This is a genomic window from Methanosarcina siciliae T4/M (genome assembly GCF_000970085.1).
Taxonomy (GTDB): domain Archaea; phylum Halobacteriota; class Methanosarcinia; order Methanosarcinales; family Methanosarcinaceae; genus Methanosarcina; species Methanosarcina siciliae.
The window spans coordinates 1,192,820-1,206,685 of record NZ_CP009506.1 but is presented as its reverse complement, the minus strand read 5'-3'; the positions used below and the strand labels follow the sequence as shown (position 1 = coordinate 1,206,685).

General features: G+C 44.4%; 14 protein-coding genes. 5 read left to right on the top strand and 9 right to left on the bottom strand.

What is annotated here, in order from left to right:
- Positions 1-140: 140 nt before the first annotated feature.
- The 7 genes from MSSIT_RS05240 to MSSIT_RS05210 form a co-directional block, all read right to left on the bottom strand.
- Positions 141-1,058, bottom strand: a complete 918-nt coding sequence (locus tag MSSIT_RS05240) for an ABC transporter ATP-binding protein (protein ID WP_048170603.1) — start codon at positions 1,056-1,058, stop codon at positions 141-143.
- On the bottom strand, positions 1,051-1,989 hold the full coding sequence (locus tag MSSIT_RS05235; protein ID WP_082088890.1) for an ABC transporter ATP-binding protein: 939 nt from the start codon (positions 1,987-1,989) through the stop codon (positions 1,051-1,053). Before MSSIT_RS05235 ends, MSSIT_RS05240 begins: the two co-directional genes overlap by 8 nt.
- 1 nt (position 1,990) lies before the next feature.
- Entirely contained in the window at positions 1,991-2,830 is an 840-nt protein-coding gene (gene nikC, locus MSSIT_RS05230) for a nickel transporter permease (protein ID WP_048170602.1), read from the bottom strand.
- The gene (locus tag MSSIT_RS05225; RefSeq protein ID WP_048170599.1) at positions 2,814-3,764 is read right to left on the bottom strand and encodes an ABC transporter permease; all 951 of its coding nucleotides are present in this window, start codon (positions 3,762-3,764) and stop codon (positions 2,814-2,816) included. Before MSSIT_RS05225 ends, nikC begins: the two co-directional genes overlap by 17 nt.
- Before the next feature lie 31 nt (positions 3,765-3,795).
- Positions 3,796-4,488 (bottom strand): class I SAM-dependent methyltransferase, encoded by a 693-nt coding sequence (locus tag MSSIT_RS05220; protein WP_048170597.1) that lies wholly within the window; start codon positions 4,486-4,488, stop codon positions 3,796-3,798.
- Positions 4,489-4,499: 11 nt separating this feature from the next.
- Positions 4,500-6,062 carry an ABC transporter substrate-binding protein gene (locus tag MSSIT_RS05215; RefSeq protein ID WP_048170594.1) on the bottom strand — a complete coding sequence of 521 codons (1,563 nt, stop codon included), beginning with the start codon at positions 6,060-6,062 and terminating at the stop codon, positions 4,500-4,502.
- 216 nt (positions 6,063-6,278) lie between these two features.
- Entirely contained in the window at positions 6,279-7,850 is a 1,572-nt protein-coding gene (locus tag MSSIT_RS05210; RefSeq protein ID WP_048170592.1) for an ABC transporter substrate-binding protein, read from the bottom strand.
- 529 nt (positions 7,851-8,379) lie between these two features.
- Between MSSIT_RS05210 and MSSIT_RS05205 the strand changes: the two genes are divergently transcribed.
- The 5 genes from MSSIT_RS05205 to MSSIT_RS05190 all read left to right on the top strand — a co-directional run bounded on the left by MSSIT_RS05205 (position 8,380) and on the right by MSSIT_RS05190 (position 11,694).
- Positions 8,380-9,099 carry a class I SAM-dependent methyltransferase gene (locus tag MSSIT_RS05205; protein ID WP_231590429.1) on the top strand — a complete coding sequence of 240 codons (720 nt, stop codon included), beginning with the start codon at positions 8,380-8,382 and terminating at the stop codon, positions 9,097-9,099.
- Between the two features lie 337 nt (positions 9,100-9,436).
- Complete coding sequence (locus tag MSSIT_RS25205; protein WP_269430807.1) at positions 9,437-9,559, top strand: hypothetical protein; 123 nt, start codon at positions 9,437-9,439, stop codon at positions 9,557-9,559.
- A gap of 391 nt (positions 9,560-9,950) precedes the next feature.
- On the top strand, positions 9,951-10,643 hold the full coding sequence (locus MSSIT_RS05200) for an HAD family hydrolase (protein WP_052721529.1): 693 nt from the start codon (positions 9,951-9,953) through the stop codon (positions 10,641-10,643).
- Positions 10,644-11,168: 525 nt separating this feature from the next.
- Positions 11,169-11,330 (top strand): hypothetical protein, encoded by a 162-nt coding sequence (locus MSSIT_RS05195; RefSeq protein WP_156158793.1) that lies wholly within the window; start codon positions 11,169-11,171, stop codon positions 11,328-11,330.
- Positions 11,331-11,376: 46 nt separating this feature from the next.
- Positions 11,377-11,694, top strand: coding sequence for a hypothetical protein (locus MSSIT_RS05190; RefSeq protein WP_048170587.1), 318 nt, complete (start codon positions 11,377-11,379; stop codon positions 11,692-11,694).
- A 316-nt stretch (positions 11,695-12,010) separates the two neighbouring features.
- Here MSSIT_RS05190 and rpsJ read toward each other — a convergent pair whose 3' ends face one another.
- Entirely contained in the window at positions 12,011-12,319 is a 309-nt protein-coding gene (gene rpsJ / locus MSSIT_RS05185; RefSeq protein WP_011021276.1) for a 30S ribosomal protein S10, read from the bottom strand.
- A gap of 38 nt (positions 12,320-12,357) precedes the next feature.
- Positions 12,358-13,626, bottom strand: a complete 1,269-nt coding sequence (gene tuf, locus MSSIT_RS05180; protein WP_048170585.1) for a translation elongation factor EF-1 subunit alpha — start codon at positions 13,624-13,626, stop codon at positions 12,358-12,360.
- Positions 13,627-13,866: the final 240 nt, after the last annotated feature.

Genomic DNA, 13,866 nt, shown 5'->3' with positions numbered 1-13,866 from the left:
CTTTTTTTCCGAAAAAAGTGATTTCCGATTGATTTGTTTACTATCTCAGGATCTAGAAGATATCCTCTTAGTTTTTCTTTTCCTGCACACGTAATTCCTGTGGATAAAACAGTTTCTGGATAACAATGTCTGGATTGCAGTCATTTTGCTTTCCAGCACCTCACCAATCTCCCCGAAACATCCCTCAATTTTTGAGGTTCTTTGCACATGTCCGTTCTCTCCCGGCACAATCTGAAGTAGGGACAGCCCGAAAAACCAGCTGGCTGCGCTTCTCCTTCCTCGGGAAGCACAAGCTCAAGCGACACATACCGTACTGCATCCAGAAGGGCACGCGTATACGGGTGCAGAGGCTGATCAAAGACATCCTTTCCTTCCTCAACAATTTCACCTGCATACATCACCAGCCCCCGGTCCGAAACAGCCTTTGCCGTCTCCAGGTCGTGCGTGATAAACACCATTCCAAGCTCTCGTTTCTTCTGAATCTCTTTGAGCACCGCCACAATAAACGCCTGTACCGACACATCGAGCATTGAGGTCGCTTCATCGCAGACCAGCAGCTCGGGCTTCAGAGCAAGCGCCCTGGCAATTACCACCCTCTGCAGCTCTCCTCCTGACAGCTCATGCGGATATCGGGGCTTGTGCTCTGCAGAAAGCCCCACTTCCGCAAACAGGGCATCTACCTTTGCCGAAATATCCTCTCTGGAAAAAGCCCTGGAAATCACCAGCGGCTCGGCAACCGACCTTTCAACCGTCCATCTCGGATCAAGCACATCAGCCGGGTTCTGGGGGATTAACTGGATTTTTCCCATAAACTTCCGGAGCTTCTTCCAGCTCATCCCCGTCAGTTTCGTCTCGTCGAAAAACACTTCCCCTGAAGCCGGTGACAGTTGCTGGACAAGCAGCTTTGCAAGCGTTGATTTTCCGCACCCTGACTCTCCGACAATAGCTACCGTCTCGCCCGGAAGAATCTCAAGATCCACGCTGCAGACAGCTGTCTTTTTGGTGGTTTTAATCAGGCCGGAGGTGTAAACATAACGCAGATTCTCTGCCTTAAGCATACATCCAGCACCTCACACATCTTCCCCCCAATTCCACAACCGGCGGATCAGTCAGGCATCTGTCCGTTTTGTACGGGCATCGCGGATGAAACCTGCAGCCTTCCGGCACCGCAATCATTGAAGGGGACTGGCCCGGAATGGGGTGCATGCCGCGTTCCGGCACCGCATCCAGAAGCGCTTTTGAATATGGATGCAGAGGCTCTTTGAAAAACGGGTCCTTTCCTGCAATCTCTATTATCTGCCCGCAGTAGTTTACCGCGATTCGGTCCGACATCACCCGAGCAAAACCGACATCATGCGTAATTAAAAGAAACGCACAACCTTTCGAGACAACCTTCTTAAAAATTGCCGCAATATTGCGCTTTTTTAGCACATCAACACCTTTTGTTGGTTCATCAGCGATGATCAGCTCGGGATCTGCAGCCGTTCCCATTGCAACCATAGCCCGCTGCAGCATTCCGCCGCTGTACTGGAACGGGTATTCCCTTTCCCGCACCTCGGAAGGGATGATGTCAAAATACTTCAGAGCCCGGCAAGCCCTGGTCTTTGCGTCCTCTTTACTTATCCCGAGATGTGCCCGCATCGGCTCAGCAATCTGAGTGCCAACTCTTATCCCGGGATTCATCGCAAGATACGGGTTCTGGGCAATTGATGCAACCGTTTTGCCGCGGACTTTCTGCATCTCTTTTTCGGAAAGAGCGGATATCTCTGTACCGCCAAGTTCCACTTTCCCGGAAAACACTGCATTCGGGGGAAGCAGCCGCATTATTGCCTGGCCAAGTATCGATTTTCCGCTTCCTGACTCCCCTATCAGTGAAAACACCTCATGTCTATTAATAGAAAATACCGCATCATCAACTGCGTGAACTGATCCCTGTCCGGTTGGGATTGATACGGAAACCCCGGATACTTTCAGCAACACATCAGGCATATCAGAACCTCCCTTCAAGCTCAATATTTTTCATCTTCTGGTCAAGTGCATCCCGCAGTCCGTCGCCGAAGTAGTTGAACGCAAGCACGGTTATCATGATAAAAAGACCCGGGAAGAGCATCAGCCAGGGAGCGGTTGTGACATAGGTCCTGCCTGCATTCAGCATCGCACCCCACTCCGGTGTTGCGGGCTGCACCCCAAGCCCGAGGAAACTTAAACCGGCTGCTGCCAGAATCACGTTCCCAATTCCAAGCGTTGCCATTATCAAAACAGGTGAGATAATATTCGGAAGGATATGCTTTATCATCACATAACTGTTTGAAGCACCGACCCAGCGGGAGGCCCGGACATAGCCTTTTGTCTTGACGTCAAGGGTTGAACCGCGTGCAACTCTCGCAAACACCGTCCACTCGACAACAATTAAAGCAAGCATCATGTTTTCCATCCCCTGACCCAGAAATGCGGTAATTGCAAGGGCCAGAAACATCGACGGAAATGCAAGGAAACTATCCGTCAGCCGCATGATAATCTCATCCAGCCAGCCGCCGTAATACCCTGCCAGAACGCCAAGTACTACTCCTACCGCAAGCGAAACACTTACAACCGCAAACCCGACGAAAAGGGATGCCCTTGCACCGTACATCACCATTGTCAGAATATCGCGGCCAAGGTGGTCGGTCCCGAATATGTGGTCGGAAGAAGGAGGTTGCAGACGGTTCTGCAGGTCCTTTTCCGTGTAGTCATATGGGGCTAAAACCCCGGCAAACACGGCCATGATGATGAGCCCTCCGAGAATTATCAGGGAGATGGTAATCTGCCGGTTTTTAAGAATTTCTATCATAGCGTATCTCCGGGTTTGCCCAAACATAGAATAAGTCTACAAAGAAGTTGATCAAAAGAAAAATAACGGCAACAAAGAGCACCGTGCCCTGTACCATCATATAGTCATGGGAAAGAATTGAGTCCACCACAAGATTCCCAATACCCGCCCATCCGAAAATTGTCTCAACAACAACCGAGCCGTTTAAGAGAAAACCAATCGACAGCCCGACCACTGTGATAACCGGAACAAGCGCGTTTTTCAATGCATGCCTGAAGACAACGATTTGTTCAGAAAGCCCTTTTCCGCGTGCAGTCTGGATATATTCCTTTCCCATGACTTCCAGCATGCTTGAACGGATCATTCGCATCATCACCGCCGCCGATCCTGTCCCAAGAACAGTCGCTGGCAGGATCATGTAGCTGATGTCAGTCCCGTGACCGAATCCGGATGCCGGGAACCAGTGAATTATTACCGAGAAGAGAATTATCATCAGATAGGCCTGCCAGAAGTTTGGCATGGACACTCCGAGAAGAGCACCAAAGCGGCAGGCGTCATCAACAATGGTGTTATGTTTCAGAGCTGACACGACACCAAAGGGAATGGAGATAAAAAGAGCAATTGCAAGAGCAAGAACGGAAAGTGTCAGTGTATTTTTGAATGCATTCAGAACAGTTTCAAACACCGGCTGTTCGCTCATGTACGAGTAACCAAAGTCCCCTACAGCTGCGGCTTTGAGCCAGTTCAGATACTGGATGTAAAACGGCTGGTCAAGCCCGTGGGCTATACGGAACGCTTCAACAGCTGCTTCATCATACCCCCCCGAGGGACTGGTCATCATAATCTCTGCCGGGTCACCCGGAGCGATGTAGATGAGTGAGAAACTCATAAATGAGATAAATATGAGAACCGGAAAGAAATATAGAGCCCGACGGATGAAATACTCTTTTAGCATTACAGTGCCTCTTGAAAACTTCAGCTCTTCATCAATATTTTACTCCTGTGGCGAGGTATGGAACAGATAAATAGTCATGACCTTCCGGATCGCATCTTTTCATATACTCGGCATACTCGGGAAGAGCTTTCCAGGAGACATCCGAAAACCCGTTATTTTCCATGAGGCCTGCAATCATTTCAGGCGAGTTGCTTTTGTAAAGCGGAAGATACTCGATTAACTCCTCGTAAGTTCTTTCTTCAGGGTTATTATTTCCGTCTGAAACGTATTCTTGCTGGAACCATTGCCCGTCAATCGCAAGAATCCTGCCTCCGGGAACCAGGACTCTTTTGCATTCACTGAAGAATTTGTCGTGATCCGTGAGCGTCCAGAGAAGATGCATGTTTACAATAATATCAAACGTACAGGCTTCAAAAGGCAGGTTCTCTCCGTCCCCTTCAACAAACCTGATTAACAAATTACGGTTCCTTGCCCCTTCTTTTGCCCCTGCAAGCATCTCTTTTGAGATGTCGAGGGCCGTAACATTGTGTCCCAGCTCGGCGAAAACAAAGGCCTGGATTCCAGGTCCAGTTCCGATATCAAGGACACTGAGTTTTTTACCTGCAGGCAATTTCTCTGAAAAGAGGTTTTTCATAAGGAGAATCTCTTCATCAAGGTGGTCACGATACATTTTACGGTAACTTGGACTTCTTTTATTCCAGTGTGCTGTAATTTTGTCTTTCATTTTTTAATCCTTCAGGCAAGTTCCATTTCGTTTGTAAGGAACGTGTATTCGTTCGGATAAATTTCAAAACCTTTGAGGTCGGGCGAGCCCCCGTCAATTTCATTCTTGTATGCAATACAGACAAGTACCGCGTCATTCTGGACCTGTTCCTGAATCATGTCATAGAGTTCTGTACGTTTTTCTTTGTCTGTTTCGGCCCTTGCTTCAAGAATCCATTCGTCAACCTGGGGATTCGAATAACGGAGCCAGTTAGATGCGTAGGTACCGGTTGAAAGGAAGTGGCTGGACACGAAGTAGTCAGGATCTCCTACAGGTGCAACTCCCCAGGAATAGAGTGCAAGGTCATAGTTTCCGGCTACTGCATCGGCACTAATTGAGTTTGTTTCGGCAATTTTTATCGTAACGGGGATGCTTATTTTTTCAAACTGGGTGGCAATTACTTCTGCCATTGGCTGGTGTGCTGCCTGTTTTGTATAGGTCTGGATTTCAATTGTGAACGGCTCTCCGTTGTAATAGAGCCTCTCATCACTTCCCGGTTTGATTCCCGCTTCAGCAAGGAGTTCCAGAGCTTTTTCAGGGTTATATTCGTAAGCTTCAATCTTGTAATTCGCACTCCAGGGCATGATGTCCGGGAATATTCCGGTTGCCGGAGAGCCTGCAACGCCTTCGAGGGCTGTGTCAACGATTTCCTGGCGGTCAAGAGCATAATTAAGCGCCTGGCGAACTCTTACATCGTCGAATGGAGCTTTTCCTTCGTTAATATACATAAAGTAGGTTCGAAGCGTTTCTCTGGATAAGATCTCAATATCAGGATCATCTTCAAGGTTTTGGTATTCGCTTTGCAGGATATCTCTTGTAAGGTCAACATCGCCTGATTTGAGCAAAAGAGTTCGAGCTGCGGCGTCTTTACTGTACTGGATAATTATCCGGTCGATTTTTGGTTCCTCACCCCAGTAAGCAGGATTCTTTACCAGTTCTATACTGGAGCCAGGTTCGAATGATACAAACATGTACGGACCTGTTCCGACCGGCTCTTTGTCGAGGTCACTGGCGTTGGGACTTACAATTGACATGATAGTGTCCGTGAACATGAGAATCGTTGGCGCGTATGGTTCATTTGTTTCCAAAACGATTGTGTAGTCATCGGTTTTGTAGATGTTTTTGATAAAAGAGTATTCCGATGACCTGCTGTTCGAAGGAGCAAGAACCCTGTTGATGGAATATATCACGGTATCTGCGTCCATTACGGTCCCATCATGGAAGCTTACATTCCTGCGGAGCTGAATTCTCCATGCTGTCTCATTTAGCTGCTTATAGCCTGTTGCAAGTTCAGGCTGGAGCGTCATGTTTTCGTTGTAAGAAAAGAGTGTCTCATAGATTCCGGTTCTTCGCATGGGCCAGCCTTCCCATGAAATGGAAGGATCAAGGCTTCCTCCTGTATCAGGGCCGGTCGTGAGAGCTACGTGAAGAATTTTTTCTTCAGAACCCTCTGTCTGAACACAACCCGAACAGATGATTATTGCAACAAAAATAATTGCAGTACAGGCAAACGATAACTTCATCCTCAAAGCCATGTCAATACCTCTTACAGTCAAAAAATTACTATCCAACCTGGATGAAACAAGCTCAAAATCAACTTTTTACCTCACAGATTTTTTTCCATGAGATTGAGTTTCCGCAGATACCTGTTTCCGGAAATCTTCTCGTTATTTCGGAGCTTGTTCCGGGCATGTTTTTGAATTGGATAGGCCAGAACTTCACTGTGGAAGTCCCTGGCCTTCTCAAGAAATTTATGCAAATCCGATATCCTTGGTGATGATTGTGTACTCGTTTGGATACATTACAAAACCTTCAACATCCGATGACAGTGCATAGATTTCGTTGGCATAGAAGACGGGCAGTATTGCTGCATCTTCCTGAATCTGTATCTGGATTTCGTCGTATAGCTCCGCGCGTTTCTCTTCGTCCGTCTCTTTCCTTGCTTCAAGAATCAATTCATCGACCTGAGGGTTAGAATAGCGAAGCCAGTTGGCTGCGTAATTCCCGGTTGAGAGATAATGAAGCGAGAGGAAGTAATCAGGATCACCTGTCGGTGCCGTACTCCACGCAGCAAGTGAAAAGTCATACGTTCCTGCAACAGCGTTTGCTGTAAGGGCAGCACTATCCAGAATTGTCACGGTTGAGGTAATGCCTATATCTTCCAGCTGTGAGGCTAGGATTTCCGCACTCGGCTGAAGAGCTGCACGTTTTGTGTAGGTCTGGATTTCAATGGTGAACGGCTCCCCGTTGTAGTAGAGTTTGCCATCTGTGCCTTTCGTGATTCCCGCTTCTTCGAAGAGTTCCAGAGCTTTTTCCGGGTTATATTCATAGGCTTCGATCTGGTCGTTTGCGTTCCACGGCATGGTATTTGTGAATATACCGGTTGCCGGAAGGCCGGAAACCCCTTCAAGTGCCGTATCCACAATTTCCTGGCGGTTGATTGCGTAGGAGAGGGCCTGGCGGACTCTGACATCGTCAAATGGGGCTTTACCACCATTTACAAACAGGAAGTACGTCCGCAGGGTTTCTCTGGAAATGACGTTTATATCAGGATTGGCCTGAAGTGCCGAATACTCGCTCTGGAGAGGATCTCTGGCAATGTCAACATCTCCTGATTTTATCATCAGGGTTCTGGCAGTGCTGTCTTTGTTGTACTGAATAAGTATACGGTCAACTTTGACATCACCGTCCCAGTAATCAGGGTTCTTTTCTATTTCAAGGCTTGTACCCGGTTCAAAGGAAACAAACTTGAAGGGACCGGTCCCGATCGGCTCTTTGTCCGCGTCAACAATGCTGGGGCTAATGATCGACATTATCGGGTCTACAAGGGATGCTATCAATGGAGCATAAACATCATTAGTTTCGATGACAATGGTGTACTCGCCGGTTTTTCGTACCTCTTTGATGAAGGAGTACTCGGATGACCTGCTGTTTGTCGGGTCAAGTACTCTGTTCAGCGAAAAGAGAACTGCATCCGCATTCATCTTTGTTCCGTCGTGGAAGCTTACATCCTCACGGAGCTGGATTTCCCATTCCGTATCATTTAACTGTTTGTAGCCGGTTGCAAGTTTGGGCATGAGATTCATGTCCGCATCATAATAGAACAGTGTTTCATAGATGCCTGCCTGATGGACATACCACCCTGTCCAGCCGTTGGCAGGATCAAGACTGCCTCCGGTATCGGGGCCTTCGTTAAAAACTACGCGGAGAACTTTTTCTTCAGTCCCCCCAGTCTCGGTACATCCTGAACAGAGCAATGCCACAATCAAAATTACTGCAACTGCCGGGGAAGAGATTTTTGTTTTTTGTACGTTGAATTTCATCAATAGCACCAATGTGTATAAATATTTATGATATTATTAATACTATTTTTAACTAAGTTATATGGAATGTATATTTAAATCGTGTGATTTTATCCGATATTCATATGGCTGATGTAATGATATGTTTAGAATACTCCAGATTATATCCGTAAATTCATTGTGATATCTTCAATTATAAATATGAAATAAAATGCATAAATATTAATATCTTGTTAATTATGATGATATTCACAGAATATTTTTGTAAATAATAACACTACCTAATGTTATGGTTATACTGCACGGATGCAATTTTATGAGGAAAGATCTCATAATTACAAATTGTCATCCCGGCGCTCATAGCATTAACTGTTGTGCTCACGGTAATTTTACGTGTCTGTCGCATACAAAGGAAAGATTTGGATGAAAAGTTTCTCGGTATCGTCTCATATTCGGCCTGTATTTTTACTCCGGATAACAATGTAACTGGATCTGAGATGTATCTGTTTCCGGTAGAAACTTTTTTATGTCAATTTTTGAGGGACGGAAAATGAAAGATAAAATATTAGAATACTGGGACTTCAGAAGTTCTGATTATCACACAGAATATGCTCACTGTATGGATGAGGAAATGGATGTCTGGAAATCCGTTTTTTCAGAAATTCTGCTGACTGATAAAAAAGTCCGTGCAGTGGAAGTTGGAACAGGTCCCGGGATTCTTGCCATCTCCCTTGCTGCCATGGGACACGATGTAACAGGTGTTGATTTGTCCGAAAATATGCTTGAAAAAGCAGCTGCAAATGCCCGAGAAAAGGGAGTAAATGTTTTGTTAATGCGGGGAGATGCAGAAAAAATTCCTCTTAAAGACGGAGAGTATGATTTTGTTTTTAGCAAGTATCTTCTCTGGACTTTGCCTCAACCGGATAAGTTTCTGGGTGAGTGTTGCCGGCTTTTAAAAGACGGAGGCATTATGATGATAATTGATGGTTTGTGGTTCCATAATCCGGATGGAACAGAGAAAAAAAGTAGTCGTTACGAACGATTTGATGAGCTGTACGGTGATGTTAAACCTAATCTGCCCTTTGCGAAAGAAAATACTCCCGAGAGGATAGCTGACCTCGCAGAATCTCACGGATTTGAGGATTTAACATGGAGGTTTTTGGACGATTATGATGCGTTTTTGGAACGAAACGATCCTTCCGGTCATGCAGCTGCGTATATCAAGCCTCCGCATATGATTCTTGCAAAGAAAAAAGTTAGAAATAGCTGAATTAGATCTGGTTAAATCTTTTTTCTGGCCTTTGTAGTTTCGTGTGGGTAAGTTTTTAGCGTGCAGCAGTAGGCGCCTGCAACGGGCTTATTACTCCCTCTCTTTAATTCTGGAGATCTACTTATCTACATAATATCTCGAAGGCCTGAAGTAAATAAATAACACAGTGCTGTACTATTGCTATGCACTGTTCATTCAGCATGAAAATGAACTGTTGTGCAGCGCACAGAACACTGTTGAGAGGTCAGTAAAAATGAAAGATAATAACCTATTTTTTTCAATTCTGAAAAGAGCATCGAATATGTAATATTGAGTCTTTATGCAGAGGGCGGTGATCATGTTCTTCAAAAACATAATCTTCCTGCTTGTGGGGCTGCCTGCGACGATATTCAGGTTGAATTCAGGGACAGAGAAATTGAAGCTAAAAACATTTGTAAAATCGAAAATGACCTTTAGGTGATCAAAGTTCCCAGAGGCTTAGGCAGCCTCTTATAAAACTTGAAGGAAAATTAAAGCCTGTTGTGGCAGGAACAGGTCCGTATAGTGAATACTGTTGTACGGGCAGAAAAATATCTGTGATTTAGTTCTCTTACATATTATGGGTTATATTCCACCTTAAAGGGGGTTTTAAGCGATAATGGACAAAAATATGAAAAAATAATCTACTTGGTATGAGAATAATAATAGTTTAATCCGAGATTAGTTTTTAATTTTAGCTAATATTATTGTATCAGCCAGTTTGTATAAACATTGAAAAAAAAGGAAAGTAAGAGTACGTGAGGAAGAGATTCTCAAGTAATTTTTTGGTTCAATACGCATACTGCCATACTATTTGAATCTGAGGTAAGAGCATGATGGTTTTTTTTGACATAGACGGTACCCTATTGGATCATAAAAGTGCGGAATTTTCTGGAGTTGAATTATTTTACCAGAATTATCATAATTTTTTCGAAATAGATTTTAATGAATTTTATTCTATTTGGTGTGAATTAGCAGAAAAACACTTTAAAAGATATTTAGCCAAAAAATGTTCTTTTGAAGAACAGCGCATTGAACGAATTAAAGAACTTTATTTAATACGAAATATTAACCTATCAAATGAAGAGGCACTTAAAGTATTTGATTACTATTTATTCAATTATGAATCAAGCTGGAAACCTTATGATGATGTGATACCCTGCTTGAAAAAACTTTCAAATTTAAAAATGGGTGTTATAAGTAATGGTGATCCAGGGCAACAAAAGCTAAAGCTGAGTAAAATGGGAATTTCCCGTTACTTTGTTGATATCATAGTAGCAGGAGAATTTCATGTTGCAAAACCCTGTACGGAAATATTTGAAAGTGCATGTAAAAGGAATGGTGAAGAACCAGAAAAGTGCTTTTACGTTGGAGATGCTATTGAAACTGACATTATACCATGTGAGAAAATTGGAATGAAAGGCATATGGATTAACAGAGGCAATAAAACTTTCCCAAATAAGAACATTAAAAGTATCTTCTCATTAGAAGAACTTGTCAATGTATTGTACGAGGATATGCCGTAGCTATTGGACTATTGAGCTCTATTCAAAGGACAAATTCTGAAAATTCGATACATTCCAATGAATACAAATTAGTTAAGTTGGTCCTGTCAAATCTTCGGAGAATGAACATTTTTAAAGGTTTTAGCTAACTGGAGTAGTCCTTGAAAAGAAGGACAAAAGGGATCAAAAAACACACTGTTTTCAATTTAGTTTTTTATATCTCGCTGTTTTTTCTCTCCTGATGTTCTATTTTTTTCTTTTTGGGACTGGCCACTCTCCTACATCTAGCGGGATCAGATTGACCCGGTAAAACTAGTGTCATGCCAATATCCAAGATTGAACAATTCTTAAATGTTGTAACCGATTTTATACGAGATTTTATCATTGACGCGACACTAGTAACATTGAGTGGTTCAGCTATTTTGCATTTTCTATTAAACTATGTCTATCTAAATACGAGCTCCATTAATTACGCTACGGGAGGAAAGAAATACTTTTTAGGGATTATTTCAGTGTTTGTCGGGATTTTTTTCCTTTTTTCAGCTGATGTGCCTCCGAACCTATGTGCCTCCGAAACCTGAAGGCATTGCTCAGGCAAATGTATCCGGCATTGAAATGAATCAAACCGGATCAAACTCGGGAATTTCTGGTGAAAACTCAACCGCAAATCCTCTGGGAATTATGGCAGCTGGAGTCGTTGAAGCCTGAGGGGGGCTGGAACTTACCATTTATGAACAGGGGTTTGCCCTTGTAAATGAAAGACGAGAGGTCAAGCTTGAAAGCGGGACCATCTGGTGGAATATACGGCATTGTTTTCGGGATTATCCCTTCCTCGGTCCTGGTCGAAGCTTCAGAGGGCGGGAGGTGTGAAAGGGTAAGCTACAAGATCGAAATTAACAACAGCAAGTCCGAAGCTCAGGATCTGACTGTCGTGGAACATCTATACGGAGATTGGGAAATCCTGGAAAGTTCGGATAAGTACAGAAGATTGATGCTTTTACAATTGAATTCAGTGACAGTTCCTGCAAAAGGCACTATAACAATTACTGATACCGCAGAAAACAGGTTTTAATGGCAGTTAGTTTTAATGGCAGTCAGGTAGAAGATAATGAAATCTAAATGCTGGAGTAAATCTGAAATAAAGTTCGAATTGAAAACAAAGTAAAACCCTAAAGTAAGTAAAAATACAGTGAAAATACGAAGAGACATATTTGAAGAATCACAGAAAGAGAAAGTTGCAGAATATCCGGTGGCTGTAGAAGCCCTCAAAGGGGCAGCCGCCGGCAAAACTCTCTAAAGTGTTAAAGTAAATATTCAGAAATAAAGAAGTGAAAAGGAATTTGCAATACCGGGTACAGAGGTTTTCTGTAACCTGGCATTTTTTGCATTTATCCTTCGAGCACGATCTCGATGTTTATGTCTTTTGGGACCTGGATTCTCATGAGCTGGCGGAGCGCTCTTTCATCGGCTGCAATGTCGATTAGTCTCTTGTGTACGCGCATTTCCCAGTGGTCCCAGGTTGCAGTCCCATCTCCGCTGGGGCTCTTCCTTGTAGGAACGACCAGCTTCTTTGTGGGCAGCGGAACAGGTCCTGAAATGTTTACTCCTGTCCTTTCCGCAATTGATTTTACCTGGTTGCAGACTCCGTCCAGATCCTTGGGACTGATGCCTGACAATCTGATTCTAGCTTTTTGCATAACCTTTTTTCTCCTTAAAAAATGAAAAAAGGAGAGTGTTATTTCTGCTTAACACTCATGCACATGCCTGCGGCAATTGTCATACCCATATCACGGATAGCAAATCTGCCGAGCTGTGGAATTTCTTTTACGGGCTCGATAACCATCGGTTTTGTCGGTTTGATGGTTACAATTGCTGCATCTCCGGCCTTAATGAAGGTCGGGTTTTCTTCCTTAACCTGCCCGGTCTTCGGGTCCAGCTTCTTGTTAAGCTCGATCAGCTGGCATGCGATCTGGGAGGTGTGAGCGTGGAAGACAGGTGTGTACCCTGCAGTGATTGCGGAGGGGTGCTGGAGAACCACAATCTGCCCTACGAATTCGTCAGCAACCTTTGGCGGGTTGTCAGTATGGCCACAGACGTCACCTCTGCGGACGTCGTTCTTGCCGATACCGCGGACGTTCCACCCGATGTTGTCTCCGGGGTAGGCCTGTGGAATTTCTTCGTGGTGCATTTCAATGGACTTAACTTCACCGCCGGCTCCGCCGGGCATGAAGACTACTTTGTCACCCTTCTTCATTACACCGGTTTCAACTCTGCCTACAGGGACAGTTCCGATACCTGAGATGGTGTATGCGTCTTCGACAGGGATCCTGAGAGGGAGAGTGGATGGTTTTTCCGGTTCCTTGAGTTCATCGAGAGCCTGCATGATTACGGGACCCTTGTACCAGGGAGTCTTTTCACTGAGCTTGGTGATGTTGTCTCCCATAAATGCAGAGGTAGGAATAAAGGGGATATCGGCTGGCTTGAACCCGATCATCTTAAGGAGGCCGGATACCTGTTCTACAACTTCCTTGTACTTTGCTTCGCTGTAATCGACTGCGTCCATCTTGTTGATTGCGATGATCAGCTGGCTGATACCGAGGGTCCTTGAAAGGAAGATATGTTCCTTGGTCTGGGCCATGACACCGTCAGGGGCTGCAACGACGAGGATTGCTGCGTCTGCCTGTGAAGCACCTGTGATCATGTTCTTGACAAAGTCACGGTGGCCCGGACAGTCCACGACTGTAAAGTAATATTTGGGTGTGTCAAATCTCTTGTGAGCGATATCAATTGTGATACCTCTTTCACGCTCTTCCTTAAGGGAGTCCATAACCCATGCGAAAGCGAAGGATTCCTTACCCTTCTGCTTTGCTTCTTCCTTATACTTCTCGATAATGTGAGCCGGTACTGCTCCGGCTTCGTACATTAAGCGTCCTACAAGGGTTGACTTTCCGTGGTCAATGTGACCGATCACTGCTAAATTCATGTGCGGTTTGTCTGCTGCCATTTATAATTCTCCTTTATAAATTATGGATGAGTTTCAATGCTATATCAGATTATAGTATATTAATATTAGGGCAGATCTCATAATGGTCAGACCTTCTCCGGTCTTTGTTCAACCATTACTTACATACATTTCCCGTTTTGAACATTTATCGGGTCGACGTATTTTGAATTTCCAGAGGCCTGGACTGTTTTCCCCATTATAGGCATACCTTGTTTTAAATCTTTCCCATTGACTAAACTC

Bases quoted from the DNA above. Each gene is read 5' to 3' on its own strand.
- MSSIT_RS05215 (WP_048170594.1), bottom strand. From the start codon at position 6,062: ATGGCTTTGAGGATGAAGTTATCGTTTGCCTGTACTGCAATTATTTTT.
- MSSIT_RS05210 (WP_048170592.1), bottom strand. From the start codon at position 7,850: ATGAAATTCAACGTACAAAAAACAAAAATCTCTTCCCCGGCAGTTGCA.
- MSSIT_RS05190 (WP_048170587.1), top strand. From the start codon at position 11,377: ATGAAAGACGAGAGGTCAAGCTTGAAAGCGGGACCATCTGGTGGAATA.
- MSSIT_RS05220 (WP_048170597.1), bottom strand. From the start codon at position 4,488: ATGAAAGACAAAATTACAGCACACTGGAATAAAAGAAGTCCAAGTTAC.
- MSSIT_RS05240 (WP_048170603.1), bottom strand. From the start codon at position 1,058: ATGCTTAAGGCAGAGAATCTGCGTTATGTTTACACCTCCGGCCTGATT.
- MSSIT_RS05195 (WP_156158793.1), top strand. From the start codon at position 11,169: ATGTGCCTCCGAACCTATGTGCCTCCGAAACCTGAAGGCATTGCTCAG.
- MSSIT_RS05235 (WP_082088890.1), bottom strand. From the start codon at position 1,989: ATGCCTGATGTGTTGCTGAAAGTATCCGGGGTTTCCGTATCAATCCCA.
- MSSIT_RS05205 (WP_231590429.1), top strand. From the start codon at position 8,380: ATGAAAGATAAAATATTAGAATACTGGGACTTCAGAAGTTCTGATTAT.
- tuf (WP_048170585.1), bottom strand. From the start codon at position 13,626: ATGGCAGCAGACAAACCGCACATGAATTTAGCAGTGATCGGTCACATT.
- MSSIT_RS05200 (WP_052721529.1), top strand. From the start codon at position 9,951: ATGATGGTTTTTTTTGACATAGACGGTACCCTATTGGATCATAAAAGT.
- nikC (WP_048170602.1), bottom strand. From the start codon at position 2,830: ATGATAGAAATTCTTAAAAACCGGCAGATTACCATCTCCCTGATAATT.
- MSSIT_RS25205 (WP_269430807.1), top strand. From the start codon at position 9,437: ATGTTCTTCAAAAACATAATCTTCCTGCTTGTGGGGCTGCCTGCGACG.
- MSSIT_RS05225 (WP_048170599.1), bottom strand. From the start codon at position 3,764: ATGCTAAAAGAGTATTTCATCCGTCGGGCTCTATATTTCTTTCCGGTT.
- rpsJ (WP_011021276.1), bottom strand. From the start codon at position 12,319: ATGCAAAAAGCTAGAATCAGATTGTCAGGCATCAGTCCCAAGGATCTG.